Genomic DNA, 20321 nt, shown 5'->3' on the forward strand with positions numbered 1-20321 from the left:
AATGAAGGATTTAAGGCGGCAGCGGATAAGAGTCGTCATCTTGCTTATCGTACTGATGTTCTTCGTTTCCGCATGCGGGCAACAAGCAGATATGGTTCACCCAGAATCCGAAGGCGAGCCGTTCACCATCAGTATTATGACCGTTCTGCATACGTCAAGGCTTCCCGGCGACGAGGTACTGCGGATCGTTGAGCGGAAGACGAACACGAAGCTGGAATTGGAGTGGATTCCGGGTGAAATATATTACGAGAAGCTGAATGCGGCAATGGCGACGGATTCGCTTCCGATGGTCGTATCGACAGGCAGTCAGTTATTTTATATGGAATTGAAAAATGCAATACGGCATGACAAGTTTTGGGAGATTGGGCCTTACCTGCATAAGTACGATAACTTGCGCCGATTGGACGATGCCGTTCTTCGAACTGCCGCTGTCGACGGTAAGATTTACGGACTGTATCAGGAACGTCCCCGTTCCCGGCAGGGCGTTATTTACCGGAAAGACTGGTTGGAGCGTGTGGGGATGGAGCCTCCAAAGACGGTCGACGAGCTTCACGCGATGTTGGCGGCATTCACGGAACGCGACCCGGATGGCGACGGAAAACGAAATACGATTGGGTTAGCCGAACGTAACGATTTGGTTTACGGCGCATTTAAGACGGTGGCGTCATATTTCGGTACGCCGAATTATTGGGGAATCCGGAATGGCCGCATTGAACCCGAGTTTATGTTTCCGGGTTACATGGAAACAATGAAATTCTTTAAATCGTTACGAGAGAAAGGAATGATTAATGAAGACTTCTCCGTAACGAGCAAGAGCGCGCAGCGTAATTTGTTCATCAACGGGGTTGCCGGCGCTTATATAGGTTCGCTTGGTGATGCACACGGTCTAGCAAAAGAAGCGTTAAAGTCAAACCCGAATGCAAAGTTCGACGTTCTCAATCGTATTGAAGGTCCCCGCGGGTTGGGCATATGGTCCATACCGGGCTATGGCGCGGCGTATCTTTTCCCGAAATCGGCGATCCGTACCGAGGCGGAGCTGGAGCGGGTGTTATCCTTCTATGATGCGATGATGGAACCGGAAATTTATCATCTGTTGCAATATGGAATCGAGGATCGCCATTACACGGTCGTAGACGGACGCGTCAAGCTTATCGCCAGTTCGGACATGATCGACGCCGAGGTGAAGCCGCTTCTGTCGCTGCAAATCGGTGGATCTAACACCATTGGCGAGTTGAAGCAATACGAGCCGGACGACTTATTCGTCAAAGCGAATGAGTTGATCGAGGATAACGAGCGTTTTTTAATCGAAGATCCGACGGTCGGACTGGAATCCAGGACGTTCGACGAGCTCGGGGGCCGGCTGCAGCAAATCATTACAGACGCCACTTATCAATATATGCTGGGCCAAATCGATGAAGCCGGATTCCGGAATGCCGTCAATGATTGGAGGACGCAGGGCGGGGAACGGATGATGAAAGAGTTCACCGAACAGTACCGGTCTGCAACGTCAGCTGACTGATATCACAAGCACAATCATTTCTTCATTTTCTGCTAAAAACCCGCATGAAATGTAGGCGTTCTAATCTTGGGATTATAGTCGTCTCCTTACTTTCTTGCGTACGATGGGATGGCGAGGCAAGCATCTCATTAACAAAGGAAACAGGAGGTCGCAATCGAATGAAGAAGAAAAGTAACAGCCGTAACGGAAGCTGGCGTTGGTTCGCGCTCGTAAGCTCAATAGTATTGTTAGCCGTAAACGCAGCATGTTCCGGAGGCGCCGCTCCGACAGATCCGGGCGGAAAGGTGAATTCGACGGAAACGACAAATGAACCTGCAACTCAGAAGCCTTTCGAGCTGAGTATCATGACGGTACTGCACACCACGGAGCTTCCGGAGGATAAAGTTCTCCGGATAATCGAGGAGAAGACGAATACGAAATTGAACATTAATTGGGTGCCGAATGCGACGTATGAAGAGAAAGTGCTTTCGTCGATGGCAACCGATACGATGCCCCAAGCCATCTATGCGGGGAACTTGGCGATTTACAACAATTTCAAAAACGCGCTGCGCGCGGGACAGTTTTGGGAAATCGGGCCGTACCTCGAAGAGTTCACGTATTTGCGCAATTTGGATCCGCTCGTCCTGAAGAACGGTTCCATCGACGGAAAAATTTACGGAATTTATCAAGCGACGCCGTTATCCAGACAAGGGGTTATTTACCGGAAGGATTGGGCGGACAAGTTGAATCTCAAAGCACCGGAAACTATCGACGATCTATACAACATGATGAAAGCGTTCACAGAGCAAGACCCGGACGGCGACGGTCAGAAGGACACGATCGGCCTCGCGGACCGAAGCGACCTCGTTTACGGCGCTTTTAAAACCGTAAGCTCGTATTTCGGTACCCCGAACAACTGGGGTGAGCAGGACGGCGAGCTTCGGCCGGAATTTATGTTTCCGGCTTATATGGAAACGATGAAGTTTTTCAGGAAGCTGCAATCCGAGGGTTTGATAAATCACGACTTCCCGGTGACGAGCAAGCCGGATCATGAAGCTTTGTTCAAGTCCGGTAAAGCCGGGGTGTACATCGGCTGCATCTGTGCAGCGCCAGGGTATCAACGTGACATGGTCGAGTCGATGCCGGAAACCGTGTTGGATGTCGTCAACCGGATCAAGGGTCCGACAGGGGAGCTTGGCGTATGGTCAGTACCCGGGTATGGGAATATGGTATTATTCCCGAAATCGTCCGTACGCAGCGAAGAGGAGTTGAAGAAAGTATTGGCTTTCTTCGACCAACTGATGAATCCGGAAATATACAATCTGCTGCATTACGGGATTGAAGGAGAGCATTACGAAATCGTTGATGGACAAGCGAAGTCGTTCAAGGATCCGGAGAAAGCGGCGATTAACGACCGGCAAGTTCGCCCGCTCTTAAGTTTAAGAATCGGAGGTCCGGAGACCGTCGACGGATTGGTCGCCTACGCGGAGACGGAACTGGACAAGAAAACAAGAGATTCGATGGCCGACAATAACAACATCCTGATTAACGATCCTGCGGCGGCTTTCAGTTCCCCAACCAGAGACCAGATAGGCGTTCAACTCCAGCAGATCATAACGGATGCGACTTACAAGTTTATGATGGGTGACTTGGACGAAGCGGGCTTTCAAGCCGCGATCGATAAATGGTTGAAAGACGGCGGAGATAAAGTGATTAAGGAGATTAACGAGCAATACCAGGCTAGCAAATAATCGCAAAATGAGACGCGGCGGAGAGATTCCTTCCGCGTCTTTTCTTTTTTTAAGCCGAGTGCCCGGTTTGTTTTCGATATTCGCCCGGGGTCATATTTTCCGATTTTCGGAACGAACGGATGAAGTTCTGTGAATTGTTGTACTGCAGCCGTTCCGCAATCTCTTTGATCGACATGTCGGTTCCCGTCAACCATTTTTTAGCCATATGCAGCCGGTAAATAGATAAATATTCGCTAAACGACATTCCTGTCTCTTTCCGAAATACGCCGCTTAAATAGTTCATGTTGTAGTGCAGAGCTTTCGAGCATTTTTCCAGAGTTAAATCCGTATCGTACTCGTCATGGATCATTGCGATCATCCTTTCGGACAGATGCTTGTACTGGGAACTCTTTCGTTCATCGAGCGTGGCCATGATCGGTTTTACGATATCGGCCTTCAACCAGGCTTCGATCTCGAACGGCGTCTTTAACCGGAACAAACGGTCATATGGCGACTCGTTTTCTCTCAGTACACTGTTTAAGCTGACGCCAAGCTCTTGCATGAGTACGATTAATTGATTAAGCACTCTGACAAGCGTAATCTGGTATTCCATCGGGTGGCGCTCTGCAGTGAATATTTCTCCAAGCAGCAGCTCGAGCGATTCATGCGCTTTCTGTTTATCCATTAATCGTATGGCATCCGTTAATGAATCCTCGAGCCGTTTCGGATAAGCGATGGCGAATTTCTGGTTAGGGGGCAAGCTGTTGTAACGAATGATTGCGCCGTTGCCAAGCCGCATCCGGTGCTGCAAAGCTTCCAATCCCTCATGAAAGGCGCGGGGGGCTTCCCGGAATTCCTGGAACGGCTGGCTGATCGATACGCTTATCGAAAGACCGAGATAAGATCGTACGGTGGATTGTATGCTGCTTGCATCATGCTCCAGGCGATCCGAAAAATCGGTTTCGCCGCTTGCTTCACCCTCTCCTCCGATTAATGTAACCTGCGATTCTCCTATAATCGTGGGCGCGAGCCTGCGGCTATCAGGGATCAACTCTCCGATAATGTTGTTGACGGCAAATAGAAGCAGCGACCGGTCCGGCTCTTGATATCTAGTACTTTCAAGAGAGTCGATCTGGATCGTAAGTACAGCCATTTGATTCCAGTGAGACGTATAGGGATAGAAACCGAATGTGTGCAGTTTTTCTTCAATTTCTTTCGGCCTGATGTCGCCTTGGTATAACTGTAATAGAAAGTAGCTTTTGGAATGGTTTACATGCGTCGATAGATCCGTTACGAGCTTGTCCTTGATTTGATGCAATCGTTGAAATTGCAATCCGATTGTTTGAAACTCGTCATGTTTTCTTTGCAATGCGCGGCCGGCATCGTCGGGTGCAACGGAACGGAGCAGCGTTCGCACCGGCCTATACATACGAAGCGAGATCAAGCAGACGATCCCCCCGGCACCGAGCAATAACGCCAAACAGAGATAGACCGTGAGCCAGCCGATGCGTTGGGACTCTCTCGTAAGCTGTTCCAATGATGTCATGGATAAGTAGGTCCACCCGTTCAGTTCGGAACGATTATATGTAAAGACGAACGTCTCTTGACCGAGCTTGCTTGTAAAATATCCTTGGGGAGGGGAGAAGTCCGGCGCTTCTGTGAAGCGAAACACGTCGGATATTGCACGCCCCAACATTTCGTGACGATCGGCAACGATGAATCGCATGGTTTCGTCCAATACGTATATGCGGTTATGGGAAGTCTGCGGGAATAATTGAAGCATTTCGCATACAGGAATTCGGGTAACGGCCAGTCCGTATTTCTCGTATCTATTGACCGGAAGCTTTACGACATAGTCGATATGGCTGTTGCACATTGCGTCCGAAGCGACCGGTTGGCCCGGGAAGGGTGTATTCAGACGCAGCGTCCAATACTTATCATGCGAGGCGTCCATGTAGCCTGCGTAAGTATTCGCGAAATGCATATCGTCCCACCGGAATAACCCGTTGTTGTTGATCACCCAGTGCTGCCGCTCATTCATCAATACGATGTCTTGAATTCCGGTATCAAAGGTTTGCAGATGGCGGAGACTCTCCGTCAGATCGTTATATAACCGGAAGTCCTGTCCGGAGAAATTCGTGTCCAAGCTTCGTTCCGCTAAAGAGGAGTTTAATAGATGCGTTACCGAATGCGTGGCCGTTTCGAGCACTTGTTCCACCGTAAGCCGCACCTGGACGGTCAACTGTAAATTTTCACGTTTCGTCTGTGTTTGCATTATATCGAATGTGGTCGTATATGAGTAGATTCCTAAAGCTAGCAAGGGCAGGGTTGCAAAGAAAAAGCCGAATAAGACCAATTTTGTAAAGTAGCTCCCTGTCAGCGCTTTCAAGAAGGACATTGATTATACCGCCCTGTTTGTTTGTAAGATTCGTATTTGATTATATCATCAAAAGCAGGATGATGGGGCACGAGGGAGTCTACGTCATCAAAACTATGGAGTTACGGATGAAAAGAAAAAGCCTTGGGAGAGGTCCCAGGCCAGAAGAAAGTATGAAATTTATTCTGCTATTTGTGTTCAGACCGAAGCATGTCTCCACTGTAATATCACATCCGCCGCTATGTAAGCACCGCCCGCCTCGCGGAAGGATGCGCCGATTGCTTCGGCTTGTTGTTTAAAGGAAGGGACGGCAAGCAGCGTTTCAGCCGTTTCGCGCAGAAGAGCCGGGGAAACTTCTGTGAGATCGAGCGTTAATCCCGCCTTCAGCTCGGATACCCTCCGGGCTACCATAGGCTGGTCCGCGGAGACCGGGATGACAGCCAGCGGTGTGCCGTAGTAAAGCCCTTCGCTCGTACTGTTCATACCCCCGTGGGTAAAGAATACGTCAGCAATCTGCAGTACTTCCAACTGCGGCACGTAGTTTTTCACGATGAAATTATCAGGAGTGGATGAGAACTCACTCAAATTCGTATTTTTTCCGACAGACATTACGATGGCCGCATCGAGGTCTTTAAACGCTTCAAAACACATTTCATAGAAGTGCTTCTGTTGATTGAATACCGTACCCATGGAGATATAAACAACTTTGCGCGCTTTTAAATCCTCTAGCGGAAACTCAGGAGCGTCTTTACGCGGCGCAATGGAGGGGCCGACGAAGTGGTACGAGCCGTCGAACGATGCGGAATTTGGCTGGAAATAAGCCGAGGTATACACGACAGTCATATCGACCGGGTGGCAAAAGAATCCAGACGCCTTCCTCAGGAAGCTCAGATCCAGATCATGCTCCGATTTCATCAACCCGATCCATTGTTCCGTCATGCGGGTTACTTCGGCAAACTTATCCGGCGGAATCAATTTTTTCATCGGGCTTTCGAAGTCAGGATGAAGTGCGAAAGATGTGCATGAGGTGATCTTCGGCAGTCCTAACTTTTCCGCGACCATCCAACCCGCCAGGCACATATGGTCATTGATTACATAATCGTACTTCTCGTTTTGAACTTGAGACAAGATCGTCAGGTACAGCTCATGCGATTTCCGCAGCATGATTTCCATGAACATGGACAGATCTGAATTAGGACCGGGTCCTCCCGTGCTCGCGGCTTTTTTCATAATCTCATTTTCGACAAAATCTTCATACGTCCTTACGTTAGCTCCGGCTCCTTCCAATCTCTCCCTGAACTTTTCCACACAGTAATAAGTAACTTCTTCTCCTTTGCGCGTCAGTTCCTTCACCAGGCCTACCGTCGGGTTCACGTGTCCCTCTGCGGGAAAGTTAATGAACAGCACTTTTCCCATGGTTAATCACTCCCTTCCATTTTATAGTAATGTAAGGAAGAGAATAGAGTCAAAAAAGAAACTCCTGCTGTGGGAAACTTTTTCTTGGGTTGTGGCAAAACTGTTACAAGTAAAGGCGGCTCACCAAAAACCCTATATTCTGGTGCATTGCTTGCTTGAAAAAGAACAAAAGGCAACCTTGACAAGGCTGCTAAAGTTGCATATAATTTCCATTAAATTTCATATTCAAAATGTGTTGATTAGAAATAGTAGGAGTAAGAAAACATTTCAGAGAGCCGTTGTTTGGTGCGAAACGGCAGTGTTGATTACTTTGAACTCGTCTATGAACAGCTGCCTGATATTGTAGGGTAAGCCGGGATTCCGCCGTTACAAGGATAGATGGTGATGGCCATCGAAGGAGATCATTTCACGCTTTAACGAAATGAATTAGAGTGGTACCGCGGGTTCAACCTCGTCTCTATACAGAGACGGGGTTTTTTTGTTGATTAAATTCCGGGTTTAATCAACCCCGCTTCATATAGATCAGGGAAAACTAACGAGGAGGATCAGAAGATGGATCGAAATATAATTGTATTGGATACTACGTTACGCGACGGGGAACAAGTTCCGGGAGCAAAAATGAATGTTTATCAAAAAATCGAGTTCGCCCAACAACTGAAACGGCTCCAGGTAGACATCATCGAAGCGGGCTTTCCCGCATCTTCAACCGGCGACTTTCAAGCGGTACATGAGGTTGCGCGATGTGTGGGCGACAGTGTATCTGTCACTGCACTTGCCCGTGCGGTAAAGTCGGATATAGATGCGGTATACGAGAGCGTCAAAATTGCGCAAGACCCGTTCATCCATATTGTACTGGGTACTTCGAACATCCATGTGGAGAAAAAATTTAACCGTTCCAAGGATGCAATAATGCAAATGGGAGTGGATGCCGTCAAATATGCCAAATCGTTGCTGCCGCAAGTTCAATATTCCACGGAGGATGCTTCCAGAGCGGATTTCGAATATTTATGGAATACGATTGAAGCTGTCGTTAAAGCAGGAGCTACGATCATTAATGTTCCCGATACGGTCGGATACACCGAACCCGAGGAATTCGGCGATTTAATCCGAAGAATTAATGAGCGGTTGAAAAACGTAAACGACAAAGTCATTCTTAGCGTACATTGCCATAATGATTTGGGGTTGGCCACGGCCAACACACTGAGCGCAATCAAGAATGGAGCGCAGAAAATAGAGTGTACGATTAACGGCTTGGGAGAAAGAGCCGGCAATACTTCTTTGGAAGAAGTAGTAATGGCTCTAAAAGTAAGGCAGAACCGTTACCGCTGTTCAACGAATATTAAAACAACGGAACTGCTCAGAACGTCCAGACTTTTAACATACTTGACGGGATTGGATGTCCAAGTGAATAAAGCCATCACCGGCGATAACGCCTTCGCCCATTCCTCCGGCATCCATCAGGACGGGCTGCTCAAGGATAAAAATGTTTACGAAATCATCTCCCCGGAGGAAGTCGGGGCCGAGAGCATGGAATTAATTTTGACTGCGCGTTCCGGTCGGCATGCCTTCAAGAATGCTGTGGAAAAGATGGGCTTTGACAGCGGCGATGAGGCTTCGTTCGAAACGTTGTTCCGGAAATTTCTGGCACTGGCTGATGCGAAGAAAGAAGTTTATGATCACGATATATCTTATCTGATGAATTCTCATCGCGAACAAGCCGAGAACAACAATCCTATGTACGAATTGGGATCGTTCCAGGTTATTACCAATAACCTATATCCGACTGCAACCGTCGAATTGAAGAAAGACGGCGAATCATTGACGGGAAGTGCAGTTGGCGATGGTCCGATCGATGCTCTGTACACCGTGTTGAAAACATTGACCGGGTTGGAAGTAAAATTACATCATTACAAAATTAACAGTATATCCAGGGGGAAAGAAGCGGTAGGCCGGGTCAATTTACAAATCGACTATCAGGGCAAAACATATTCAGGACGCGCGATGGATACGGATATTATTAAAGCTAGTGCGCTTGCTTTCTTGAACGCCATAAACGCCGCATTGCTGGACAAAGCTCATAATAGAAAGGAGGGATAAGCCTCGCTTGAAAATTATGGAGCATTAGGGTAATATCTTCTCAAATCAAACTTGTGTGTTACTGCGTGAACATGGTGAACCATGAGGAAGCACACAGTATAACAGCCGTACGCCTGGGCAAAGTATTTGGATTTAATTCCAAGTACTTTTTTCTTTTTCCGAAAGGGGTATAATTGGATGGAAATAAATCTCCGGTATGGAATGAATCCACATCAAAGGAAGGCACGAATATATTCCGCAGATCAATTACCCATAAAGATTTTGAATGGTGAGGCAAGCTACATTAACTTGTTAGATGAACTAAATGCTTTCCAACTTGTTCGAGAGCTGCATCATTAATTAGTGGAAGTTTTCCGTCATGGAGAGTGAGTATAAATTGTTTTTACGCAGTGTAACTCTTCTCAAAGAAAAAATTACGGATTTTGAAACGTACCCATTCACTGTTCCGGCAATAAGAGGAATGGACACGTTAGATTTCGATAGCCAAGTGACATTTTTCGTTGGGGAAAACGGTTCCGGGAAGTCTACTTTACTTGAGGCGATTGCGTACCAGTGTGGATTTAATACTGCTGGCGGAGGGCGGAACAATGCACACGAAGTTGATTCATCTCAATCTGCATTGGGAGATTACATCCGCCTATCTTGGCTTCCAAGAGTCACTCAGGGGTTCTTTTTGAGGGCCGAAAGCTTCTATCATTTTGCTTCCCATCTCGACCAGTTAGCGAAGGATGACCCAATATTTAATTATGAGGGTTACGGAGGCAGATCATTACACCAGCAATCTCACGGTGAGTCCTTTTTGTCCTTGTTCTTAAACCGATTCGGAAGTAAAGGCATCTACCTGCTGGACGAGCCAGAGGCTGCGTTGTCACCTGCGCGTCAGCTCGCTTTTTTGCGAATTATTCATCAATTGGTCAGCAGCCGCAATACCCAATTTATTATCGCTACACATTCGCCATTATTGCTCGGGTATCCGGATGCAAACATCTTTAGCTTCGATTCCGCTTCAATTGAAGACATCAGATACGAAGACACGGAGCATTATCAAATTACAAAAGGATTCCTGAATCGAACGGAGAGGTTTTTAGAGGAATTGTTTCGTGAAGACGAGAAATGATGCAGCAGCAGTTCCCATTTATTGTGGATTTATGAGAGGTGTTTGGATGCAAGAGAAGCAGACGGAAGCAAACAAATTGGCTTGGAATACGAAAGCATATGATGCTTGGATGAATCATTTTGGAACTCCTATTGAACAAGCGGAGAAGCTGAGAAAGGATCCCAAATATCCGTTGCGCAGATGGTTGAAGTACATGGGAGAGCCAAAAGGGGCGCGAATCATTAATCTCTTAGGCTCAACGGGGAGTAAGGCAATACCTCTGGCAATACTTGGCGCCGAAGTAACCATTGTTGATATATCTGAAGAAAATATGCGATACGCAATGGAAGTTTCAAAAGCAGCAAGAGTTAAAGTGAAGTATATAAACGCCGATGTTCTCAATATTCCAATTGAAGAACAATTAGGAAACTTCGATATTGTTTTGATGGAATTCGGTATTCTGCATTATTTTTCCGATTTGAAATTGATTTTCACAGTAGTTGCTCGAATACTTAAACCTAACGGTCGATTCATTCTAACTGACTTCCATCCATTCGCACATAAGTTGTTAAGCGATACTGGAAATGGCATAGTTTTAAGAGAAAACGGAGATTACTTCGATACTGAGCTTCGTGAAGACGATATCGCATATACCTCTTTTATCCCTGAACATAATCGTTCGGAATTGCACAAGGTTTTGTTAAGAAAGTGGACTTTTGGAGAAATGTTGACCGCCATAGCTGAACAGGGATTATATCTAAGAATCCTAGAAGAAGAACCTCATCCACAGAATAACAAGTTTCCTGCTTACTATACACTTGTAGCCGATAAGATCGAAGCGAATACTCCGTTGTTTCCATAAAATATTACGGAAGGTTTAAGTTAATAAATATTTCACGACTTTTGGGTTAATGACTGGTGCGAAATCGAGATTCATTGTATGTCTTTTTTTGGGAATTGTTGTAGATTGAGTCTACATTACTGGAAAGGGGATTCGGTTTGAGAAACACTCCAAGAGATGAGGCGAAAGAGAACATGACGATCATTATTCGAGAGGCGCTTGAACGGGATATCGACCAGTTAATACGGATGCGGTGGGACTTCACATGGGAGAACCGTACGGAAACGACAGTAAGATTTGAAGATTTTGTTCAAGAATGCAGAGCGTTTCTGATTGATGCGGTTCAGAGTGACCGATGGAAAATCTGGGTGGCGGAAGCGGAAGGGAAAGTTGTCTCTCACGTCTATGTGCAATTGATCGACAAAGTGCCGCGTCCGGGCAGGGTGACCCATCCGTTCGGCTATGTCACCAATGTATACACGCTGCCGGAATATCGCTCGCGCGGCATTGGCGGCAAAGTGATGGAGGCCGTCAAACTAAGGGCGCAGGCAAGTGAGCTTGAATTTCTTATTGTCTGGCCGGCGGAAGAGAGCATACCGTTTTACCGGAAGACCGGCTTTCGGTTATGCACAGAGCCGATGGAGCTCCATCTGGAAAGGGAATCAAACAATGGAGGAATGAACGGATGAAGCATTACGTCAGACTGCGTGCGGCGGCGCTTGTGATCGAAAATGACGCTATCTTGCTGATCGAGTTTCAGGATGAGAACGGGCTGCATTACAATTTGCCCGCGGGTGGAATGGAACCAGGGGAAACTCTCATTGAGACGGCGATAAGGGAAGCGCGTGAAGAGGCGTCGGCGGAAATCGAGGTCGGTCCGGTCGCGTTCGTCTATCAATATGAACCGGTTCGCAATCGATTCCTCTATGGGGAGGTTCCGAGTGTCGGAGTTACTTTTGCATGCAAATTAAAAGAAGGTTCCGTTCCGAAGATGCCTGATCATCCGGATCCGAACCAGGTTGGTGTTAAGTGGGTGCAGCTGTCCGAGCTGAAATCGATTCAACTGTATCCTGAGATTACTCAAGATATACTCGACTATTCCAGAAACCGGCCGAACTATCGAAACTTTGTGGAAGAACAGACGATACAGTTAGAAAAAGTTGATTGCAAGTAGTAAATGGAAACGGTATCCGGAACAGTAGGAGGGTCAGGATGGAGGAAACAAGCGTATCGGCTCAAATAGAAAATTACCTTGCGGAGTATGTGGAAGCGTGGCCTTTTAGCGGATCGGTATTGGTGGCTAAGGAAGGGACGGTCATTTTCAAAAGAGGGTATGGTTACGCAAGCATCGAGCATCAAATTCCGAACACAACGCTCAGCCCGGAGGAAGTCATCGGTCTCTTCAAAGACAAGCCGCTTTCCTTCGAACCGGGAACTGCTTATGCTTACTGCAATTCCGGCTACTATTTGCTTGGCCTCATCATCGAGCGGGTGTCCGGCTTGTGTTACCGTGACTTTCTGCAGAGCAAAATCTTTCAACCGCTGGGAATGAACGGAACGGTTGTGGATGGCAACAAGATAGTGGTTCACGGTATGGCGTGCGGGTACCAGATGGACGGGGAAGAACTGGTAAGAAGCGAATATATTGATATGAGCGGTAGTTTTTCTGCGGGCGGGCACTATTCGACGGTAGAAGACTTGTTCCTTTGGGACCAAGCGCTTTAACCGAAAAGCTTGTCTCAGCTCGGATGCTCGAGCAGGCAATGACTCCGTATCGTGAAGGCTATGGGTTCGCATGGTGGATTGACCGGAAATATTCCCAACGAAGGCTGCGCCATGACGGAGCATACCGCGGTTACAGGGCTGAATATCATCGTTATCCGGACAGCGGGCTGTGTGTCGTAGTGCTCGCAACTTTGGTTTTGCGGTGCTTGGCGGCATTTGTGACGCATTGGCGGGAATCGCACTTGGCGAGAAACAGGTTGTTCCGGTTCGTCCGCCGGAGTACCCGTTGGACCCGGCCGTATACGAAAGCTACATGGGGAAATATGAAGGAGAAGACGGCACGTCATTGATCGTCGAACGCAGCGGTGACAACCTATTTTTCATCTTTCAAGATGAGTACACCATCCCATTTTACCCTGTTTCCGAGACCCTCTTTCATCATACCGTGATTGATCGTGAATACGAGTTCGAACGCGATTCTGAAGGCAATATTTTGTTCTTGGGCATCAAAAAATCGAGGGGAATCGGAGAACTAAAAAGATGAAGGTTGTGGCAGCAACAAAGGAAGATATCATGGGATGGTTGGAACTGGCATCCGAAGTAGAGTATCTTTTTGGACCGATGGTTAGTGACCCAAAATTTTTTCTGGTAATGGGCGCTCATTTTTACTTTGAAATTTGAGGATGAATCTGGTGAGATACACGTTGCCCCGCACGCATTTGATAAAATAGCCGATGATATTGCGGAGGAATGGGTACAGCGGTTTCGCAGCGAGCGGCAAACCGGTTGGGACAATCCCGCTTGGTAGGAGGAATGATGAATATTAAGGAGAAGGTTCTCGAAGCTTATGATAAACTTGCAAAAGACTACGAACTTCATGTGGATACAAAGAGCGGACATAACGCTTATTATGAACGGCCGGCGATGATGAAGCTTATGCCAAGCAATATGAAACATCTTGCAGTTCTGGATGCCGGTTGTGCTGCTGGGTGGTATACCGAGCAATTTATACAACTTGGTGCTCAAGTTACGGCTGTCGATCTAAGTCCCGAGATGGTGGAAGCTTGTAAAAGGCGTGTCGGAAATAGTGCAGAAGTATTCACATGTGATTTGACCGGTACGCTTCCTTTTGACGATGAGGCTTTTAACTTGATTGTAAGTTCCTTAACCCTTCATTACATCGACGATTGGGCGCCAACCTTTCGTGATTTCCATCGAGTAATGAAACCAGGCGGAAGTCTTATTTTCTCCGTACATCATCCTTTTATGGACTTTAAACATTTCGATAGACCGGATTACTTCGCCCATGAGTTACTGAAAGAAATTTGGAACAAAAAGGAGTCTGGTCCAGTGGAGGTCGCTTTCTACAGAAGGCCGCTTCAAGAAATTATTAATGTGACGTCGGAACATTTTAGTATTAGTAGAATCGTAGAGCCGCAGCCCAGTCCAGATTATAAGGACAATCCGGAGGCGAGCGATTGGTATAAGAGATGGTTTGATCGTCTCTGTAAAAATCCGCATTTCCTAATCGTGAAAGCTCGGAAATAGCAAAAGCTGCCCATTGGTGGACAGCTTTTGGTATAATATTACTTGTACAACTTGCTTGGGTGGGATAAGCTTGCCTCGCCCGCCCAAGTCGCATTAGGTTCGGGTTATTTCCTTGATCTTTTTGGAGGTTTCCCATCCAAGAGTTGTACGGGGGCGGGTTGCGACCGCCCCTTGTTGTTATTCTTACTGTACCATACGTCAATTATTCCTGCAATGTAGGAAATTTATCCGATTGAACAGAGAGGCGAACATTATGACATGGCCAAAAATTGATATGAATGAGTTGAATGCCGCTATTGAAAATCTTGCCTCCGAGGAAAAGTTTTCCGGTGCCGTATTGGTGGCGAGACACGGAAAGGCGCTCTACAAGAAAGCATTTGGTATGGCGCATAAAGGATATGGAATTCCAAACAGAACAGATACAAAGTTCAATCTCGGTTCGGTAAACAAGATGTTCACAGCTGTTGCAATCATGAAACTAGCGGAAAACGGCTTATTGAGCGTTGATGATCTAATCGGTACATACTTGCCTGATTTTCCATTGGAGCTGGCTGACAAAGTTACCGTCCACCATCTGTTGACGCACACATCGGGAACTGGACTGTATTGGAATAATAAATTTAAAGCAAAATTTACGGAACTCAAAACGGTCTCCGATTATATTCCGTTGTTTATCGAAGACCCATTATTATTCGAACCGGGCACCAAATGGGCATATAGCAACTCAGGCTACATTATTCTTGGAGCGATCATTGAATCTGTTACTGGCAAGGATTACTTTTCGTTCGTAAGAGATAAAGTTTATTTGCCGGCGAATATGCTCAATACAGATTGTTACGATCTGGAATATGACGTGCCGAATTTGGCAGTCGGATATACTCGTTACGGCACGGCGGAGGGTGGCCCTTGGCGTAACAATGTATTCCTCCACGTCGTGAAGGGCGGTCCGGCAGGAGGAGGGTACTCTACTGTTGAGGATCTTCTACAGTTCGATATCGCGCTCCGAACAAATAAGCTGCTTAGCCCGGAATGGACTGCGCTTGCTACAACTGATAAGTTTCATGAGAATCCGGATATGCAAATGCAGTACGGATACGGATTTATGGATGTGAGGATGAAGGGTGAACGGGTTATCGGTCACAACGGAGGATTACCCGGTGTGAGCGCGCTTTTGAACATGTACATGAATAGCGGTTACACCTTAGCTGTATTATCTAATTACGACGGAGACCGAGGAGTAATGGGTGTTCATGTAAAGTTCGAAGAGATGCTTTTTGGGAACGGATAAACCGGATTAGAGAGGGCAGGCAGCCATTGCTGCTTGCTTTTTTTTATGATGGATAAACAACGAAAATATCTCTTTATTCTTAATATGACTGATATGACACTCACCTTTATGACAGTACCTGTACTAAAAGTGCATACTTACATATTTGCAGTGTAATCTTTATACTCGAAAAAAGAATCAATAATGCTTAAGGAGGACAAATCTTTGAAAACTCTTGTTATCGTAACACATCCAAGCATAGAAACATCCGTTATAAATAAGCGATGGGTAGAAGAACTCAAAAAATATCCGGAAAAGTATACTGTACACGAATTGCATAAGGTTTACCCTGACGGAAACATTGATGCGGAAAAAGAACAGCAATTAATTGAATCGCATAGTAATCTTGTTTTACAGTTCCCTATTTATTGGTTTAATTGTCCGCCCCTCCTTAAAAAATGGCTTGACGACGTTTTTGCTTATGGTTGGGCTTACGGATCAAATGGAGGCGATAAATTAAAGAATCGTAAAGCTGCTTTAGCCGTATCTGCCGGAATAAAAAAAGAAGATTATAGTGAAGAGGGAAGATATCGGTATACACTTGAACATTTATTATCTCCTTTTGAAACTACCTTCCTATACTGCAATGCAGATTATCGTTCGTTCTTTGCGTATTATGGTAAAGAAAATGAGCCAGGTGGAAACGAAGAAGAAGAAAATGAGCCGGGTGCAAGCGAATTGGAAAAAAGCGCACAAGATTATTTGAATTTTGTTGACAACCTGTAATTGGCAGCTTCATTAAAGCTAAAAAAAAAGAAGTATTTCCTTGTTCAGGAGATACTTCTTTTGATTTAAATAAAATAGCTATGCCTACCGCTTTACAGCCTCCAGAGCCGGCAAACTGTTTTTCTCCCCCCACTCGCACATCATATTTAAAACTGGAATGAGAGAAAGACCACGTTCAGATAATGAATATTCAACTTTTGGAGGTATTTGGGGAAATTCCTGCCGTTTGATAAGGCCATCTGCCTCCAGCTCTTTTAACATGATGCTTAGCGTTTTAAAGGAAATGGTACCTATACATCGCTTCAGCTCATTAAACCGCATAACCTTATTTTCAGACAGCCAATACATAATGATCATTTTATATTTACCGCCTATTAAGGACAACGTATATCCGAAGCCGGTGTCTTTTAGTTCCACGCCGGTCGGAACACAGGTTTCGCGCATAAAATACACTCTCCTTTTGGTAAGTATATGATCTAAATAAGCATACTTTACAATAGATCATTATGCATTCTTATTGAAAGGATGTAAATCTTTTTAATTGACAAAAAAAACCACTTACGCGACAATGGAAACTACAAACTACTTTGTTGGTATCCGAGGTTTCTAAGAAGAGAATGTTGGTAAGGGGATATTTATGGAAAATGTCAACCGAACGAGGGTACTGAAAGCTGCACGCGATTTATTCAACACACGCGGATACCGGAGCGTAACGATCCAAGACTTGGCCGGAAAACTCGGAATGAGCAAAAAAACCGTTTATCAGTATTTTTCAAGCAAAGAGGAAATTGCCACGGCTGTGGTGGAGGAATCGATGGAGAAGGTCCGGCAAGTACTGTCTGTATCCGACCGGTCTCAATCAGATCCTTTACTTGAAATTAAAGAGATTTTAATCCATGTCAAAGACGAGTCTATCAGGTTCGGACCGCTATTCTTGATGGATATCGAGAAGTATCTTCCCGAATTGTCCAATCGGTACAAACGACTTAGACACGAAGGAAATCAATACATTGTGCAATTATTTACAACCGCTCAACATATCGGTTTAATAAAACAAAATATTCCCATCGATCAAGTTGTAGAAATTCTAAGGACTTGTTTGAGAGCGTTGGTTAACACGCATGCGTTTTCCGAAAGCAGGTATTCAATCGAACAAAAACTCGACCTTTTCTTGGATATTTTCTGCAAAGGAATTGCTAATTCGGGGAGGGATGATTGATGAGCAAATACGCGCTCAAATTCAACGAGATCGACAAATCCGATTTGCTGCAAGTCGGGGGAAAAGGCGCTAATCTTGGCGAAATGACGAAAGCGGGTTTTCCGGTACCGCAAGGATTTTGCGTTACGACACGGGCTTATAGAACCTTCATCAATACAAGCAAGGAAATGAATGAAATGCTCGATCTTCTTGACCGGGTAAGCCACGACGATTTGGAGCAAATCGGCAAACTGGGGCAAACAATTCGAGAACATCTCGCCTCCATCCCCATGCCTGATGAGATAGGTTCAGCGATATTAAAGGCGTGGGAAGCGGAGGGGAAAGATAAATCCTATGCAGTCCGCTCCAGTGCGACGGCTGAGGATTTGCCGACCGCTTCATTCGCCGGTCAGCAGGATACTTATTTGAATGTCCGCGGGCCGGAGCAGCTGCTTAAGGCAGTTAAAAATTGCTGGTGCTCCCTGTTCACCGACCGGGCCATCTCTTATCGTGCGAAGAACGGATTTAATCACCGCTCGGTATTTCTTTCGGTAGTCGTTCAACACATGGTGTTTCCGGAAGTTTCCGGAATTATGTTTACTGCCGATCCCGTCTCGGGACACCGTAAAACAGTCTCCATCGATGCGAGCTTCGGGCTGGGTGAAGCGCTTGTATCCGGTTTGGTTACTGCGGATTTATACCAAGTGCGCTCGGGAGAAATCGTCAAAAAACAGATTTCTAAGAAAGAGATTGCAATCTATTCCGTTCCGAAAGGAGGAACGGTTACAAAGGGTGTGCCTCCTGAAAAACAAGAACTACAGGCTTTGCCGGACAATCAAATTGTTGAGCTGGCTGCATTGGGCCGGAAAATCGAAGCGCATTACGGTTCGGAACAAGACATTGAGTGGGGTTTGGCCGGCGGCAAATTTTATATTCTGCAAAGCCGGCCGATTACGTCGCTATATCCGGTGCCGCCTGTTAGCGATGATAAATTGCATGTTTTTATTAATTTCGGCTACATCCAGATGATGACCGATCCGATGAAGCCTTTGGCCGTATCGGTGGTAGGTTGCGTTCTCCATTTTCTAAAGAAAGACCCTGCTTCACCCGGCCATCCCGTTATGCGCGAGGCCGGAGGTAGAATATTTGCGGATTTCACTGGACCTCTTTCGCTAACACCTGTCCGGAACAGGATGCTTAAAGTAATGAAGGGTATGGATGAATTAATGGCATCCGCTATATCGGAAGTGACAAGCCGCGAACAATTTCTCAATATGTCCGTACCGAAGGGGGAAGTGTTTCGCGTCGTCAGGAAATTGGCGCCGATCGTCATTCCCGCAGCTCTAAAAGTTGTAACCATATTGCTCTATAAAGACCCTGGAACTGCTAATAAAACGGCTTCCGCATTGATTGAGAATTTGGTTAAGGAAACAGAGAAACAAATATTAGAAGCTTCAGGAGCGGACCGGATCCGTTTAATTCGGCAAGGTATGGGAAACATGCTGCCCAGAGTGCTTTCAAATATTGTAGTTTATTTAATCGCAGGTGTGATAGCATCCGGATTTCTTGAAAGAAAGCTGAAAAACAAGGCGGGCGATGAACGCGGCACTTTCTTGTTAAACCAATTGTATAAATCCTTGCCCGGCAATGTCACAACGGAAGTCGGTCTGGAATTGGGCGATCTTGCCGATAAAATAAGAGCGCACTCGGAAGTCATTGATTATTTGGAAAAAGCAAACAACGACAACTTCTATGAACAATTGGATAAAATCCCGGGCGGAACCGAGTTTAAAAGTGAGTTGGAAAGCTTTTTGCAAAAATACGGAATGAGGTGCGTCGGAGAAATCGATATAACAAGACCGAGATGGATCGAAGAGCCTGTTCAGCTTGTACCGTCGATTATCAGCAATATCCGGACGACGTCTTCGGGGGAACACAGAAAGAAATATAAGCTCGGTGAACAAGAGGCGGAAGACGCGGCAAGAGAGATCGTTTCGCTGTTTTCTTTTATTGAAAAAAGATGGGTGTCCAGACTGGTGAAGCTTTACCGCAATTTGATGGGTATGCGGGAGCATCACAAATTCGCATTGGTTAAGCATTTGTATAGTTACAAAAGAGCCATTATGGAAGAAACGGGCAAACTTGTCCGAAGTGGAACACTCCCTCGGGAAGAGGATATATTCTACTTTACGCTGGACGAACTTATCGCATTGATTGAGAACCGCTTTACAGGGAATGTTCGGGAAATCATAGACGAAAGAGCGCAGCGGCATGAGCGAAACCGGAAATTGAAATCACCCCGCGTAATGACGAGTGAAGGGGAAATTATCACCGGCAAATTGCGCGATGTGAAAGCGCCTGAAGGAGCGATCTTGGGCACACCGGTTTCCGCAGGAGTAGTGGAAGGAGTCGCAAGGGTAGTTCTAAGACCAGAGGATGCAAAGCTTAATCCCGGAGAAATATTAGTCGCGCCTTATACCGATCCCGGATGGACTCCGCTGTTTACTTCGGTAGTCGGACTCATTACGGAAGTCGGCGGAATGATGACTCACGGCTCGGTGATAGCCAGGGAATACGGCATTCCGGCTGTTGTCGGTATCGAGAGAGCTACGGAAATAATTAAGGACGGCTCATATATCCGGGTGGACGGAACGAACGGGTTTGTGCAAATACTGCCGCGGTGATCGGTTTCTGAGAATTTTGAACATATTGGGGACATTATGCTTTGTTATAATTATTAGC

19 protein-coding genes, 1 riboswitch and 1 other annotated feature are annotated in these 20321 nt (G+C 46.2%); of the genes, 16 read left to right on the plus strand and 3 right to left on the minus strand.

Annotated features, from left to right (window positions below; genetic code table 11):
- The first annotated feature begins 1 nt into the window (after position 1).
- A complete protein-coding gene (locus JET16_RS00110; protein ID WP_233530898.1) occupies positions 2 to 1519 on the plus strand; it encodes an extracellular solute-binding protein in 1518 nt (505 codons plus the stop codon).
- Positions 1520 to 1677: 158 nt separating this feature from the next.
- Complete coding sequence (locus JET16_RS00115; RefSeq protein ID WP_199613558.1) at positions 1678 to 3249, plus strand: extracellular solute-binding protein; 1572 nt, start codon at positions 1678 to 1680, stop codon at positions 3247 to 3249.
- A gap of 49 nt (positions 3250 to 3298) precedes the next feature.
- Here JET16_RS00115 and JET16_RS00120 read toward each other — a convergent pair whose 3' ends face one another.
- Together JET16_RS00120 and JET16_RS00125 are read right to left on the minus strand one after the other, a co-directional pair.
- On the minus strand, positions 3299 to 5626 hold the full coding sequence (locus JET16_RS00120; protein ID WP_199613559.1) for a helix-turn-helix transcriptional regulator: 2328 nt from the start codon (positions 5624 to 5626) through the stop codon (positions 3299 to 3301).
- Positions 5627 to 5803: 177 nt separating this feature from the next.
- Positions 5804 to 7021, minus strand: coding sequence for a macrolide family glycosyltransferase (locus JET16_RS00125; RefSeq protein WP_199613560.1), 1218 nt, complete (start codon positions 7019 to 7021; stop codon positions 5804 to 5806).
- Between the two features lie 226 nt (positions 7022 to 7247).
- Positions 7248 to 7483, plus strand: a binding site (T-box leader).
- 90 nt (positions 7484 to 7573) lie between these two features.
- On the opposite strand from JET16_RS00125, the gene JET16_RS00130 reads away from it, so the two are divergent.
- The 12 genes from JET16_RS00130 to JET16_RS00185 all read left to right on the plus strand — a co-directional run bounded on the left by JET16_RS00130 (position 7574) and on the right by JET16_RS00185 (position 16381).
- Complete coding sequence (locus tag JET16_RS00130; RefSeq protein ID WP_199613561.1) at positions 7574 to 9118, plus strand: 2-isopropylmalate synthase; 1545 nt, start codon at positions 7574 to 7576, stop codon at positions 9116 to 9118.
- Between the two features lie 47 nt (positions 9119 to 9165).
- Positions 9166 to 9244: riboswitch (ZMP/ZTP riboswitch) on the plus strand.
- A gap of 51 nt (positions 9245 to 9295) precedes the next feature.
- Complete coding sequence (locus JET16_RS00135; protein WP_199613562.1) at positions 9296 to 9457, plus strand: hypothetical protein; 162 nt, start codon at positions 9296 to 9298, stop codon at positions 9455 to 9457.
- Positions 9458 to 9494: 37 nt separating this feature from the next.
- Positions 9495 to 10235 carry an AAA family ATPase gene (locus JET16_RS00140; protein WP_199614223.1) on the plus strand — a complete coding sequence of 247 codons (741 nt, stop codon included), beginning with the start codon at positions 9495 to 9497 and terminating at the stop codon, positions 10233 to 10235.
- The gene (locus JET16_RS00145) at positions 10219 to 11076 is read left to right on the plus strand and encodes a class I SAM-dependent methyltransferase (protein ID WP_199613563.1); all 858 of its coding nucleotides are present in this window, start codon (positions 10219 to 10221) and stop codon (positions 11074 to 11076) included. Before JET16_RS00140 ends, JET16_RS00145 begins: the two co-directional genes overlap by 17 nt.
- 137 nt (positions 11077 to 11213) lie before the next feature.
- The gene (locus tag JET16_RS00150; RefSeq protein WP_233530899.1) at positions 11214 to 11744 is read left to right on the plus strand and encodes a GNAT family N-acetyltransferase; all 531 of its coding nucleotides are present in this window, start codon (positions 11214 to 11216) and stop codon (positions 11742 to 11744) included.
- Positions 11741 to 12229 carry an NUDIX domain-containing protein gene (locus tag JET16_RS00155; RefSeq protein ID WP_199613564.1) on the plus strand — a complete coding sequence of 163 codons (489 nt, stop codon included), beginning with the start codon at positions 11741 to 11743 and terminating at the stop codon, positions 12227 to 12229. Before JET16_RS00150 ends, JET16_RS00155 begins: the two co-directional genes overlap by 4 nt.
- 38 nt (positions 12230 to 12267) lie before the next feature.
- Complete coding sequence (locus JET16_RS00160) at positions 12268 to 12780, plus strand: serine hydrolase domain-containing protein (protein WP_199613565.1); 513 nt, start codon at positions 12268 to 12270, stop codon at positions 12778 to 12780.
- 226 nt (positions 12781 to 13006) lie between these two features.
- Complete coding sequence (locus tag JET16_RS00165) at positions 13007 to 13324, plus strand: DUF3471 domain-containing protein (RefSeq protein WP_233530900.1); 318 nt, start codon at positions 13007 to 13009, stop codon at positions 13322 to 13324.
- Positions 13321 to 13461 carry a hypothetical protein gene (locus tag JET16_RS00170; protein ID WP_199613567.1) on the plus strand — a complete coding sequence of 47 codons (141 nt, stop codon included), beginning with the start codon at positions 13321 to 13323 and terminating at the stop codon, positions 13459 to 13461. The genes JET16_RS00165 and JET16_RS00170 overlap by 4 nt, the downstream gene beginning before the upstream one ends.
- Before the next feature lie 141 nt (positions 13462 to 13602).
- Positions 13603 to 14328, plus strand: coding sequence for a class I SAM-dependent methyltransferase (locus tag JET16_RS00175; RefSeq protein WP_199614225.1), 726 nt, complete (start codon positions 13603 to 13605; stop codon positions 14326 to 14328).
- Positions 14329 to 14581: 253 nt separating this feature from the next.
- Positions 14582 to 15616, plus strand: a complete 1035-nt coding sequence (locus JET16_RS00180; RefSeq protein WP_199613568.1) for a serine hydrolase domain-containing protein — start codon at positions 14582 to 14584, stop codon at positions 15614 to 15616.
- Between the two features lie 204 nt (positions 15617 to 15820).
- Positions 15821 to 16381: an NAD(P)H-dependent oxidoreductase gene (locus tag JET16_RS00185; protein WP_199613569.1), complete on the plus strand. Its 561-nt coding sequence runs from the start codon at positions 15821 to 15823 to the stop codon at positions 16379 to 16381.
- Positions 16382 to 16465: 84 nt separating this feature from the next.
- Here the strand turns inward: JET16_RS00185 and JET16_RS00190 are convergent, their stop codons facing one another.
- Positions 16466 to 16825, minus strand: a complete 360-nt coding sequence (locus tag JET16_RS00190) for a winged helix-turn-helix transcriptional regulator (protein WP_199613570.1) — start codon at positions 16823 to 16825, stop codon at positions 16466 to 16468.
- A 193-nt stretch (positions 16826 to 17018) separates the two neighbouring features.
- Between JET16_RS00190 and JET16_RS00195 the strand changes: the two genes are divergently transcribed.
- Complete coding sequence (locus JET16_RS00195) at positions 17019 to 17600, plus strand: TetR/AcrR family transcriptional regulator (protein WP_199613571.1); 582 nt, start codon at positions 17019 to 17021, stop codon at positions 17598 to 17600.
- Complete coding sequence (locus JET16_RS00200) at positions 17600 to 20263, plus strand: phosphoenolpyruvate synthase (protein WP_199613572.1); 2664 nt, start codon at positions 17600 to 17602, stop codon at positions 20261 to 20263. The genes JET16_RS00195 and JET16_RS00200 overlap by 1 nt, the downstream gene beginning before the upstream one ends.
- The last annotated feature ends 58 nt before the right edge of the window (positions 20264 to 20321 follow it).

It is taken from the genome of Paenibacillus alkalitolerans (assembly GCF_016482785.1).
Taxonomy (GTDB): Bacteria; Bacillota; Bacilli; order Paenibacillales; family YIM-B00363; genus Paenibacillus_AE; species Paenibacillus_AE alkalitolerans.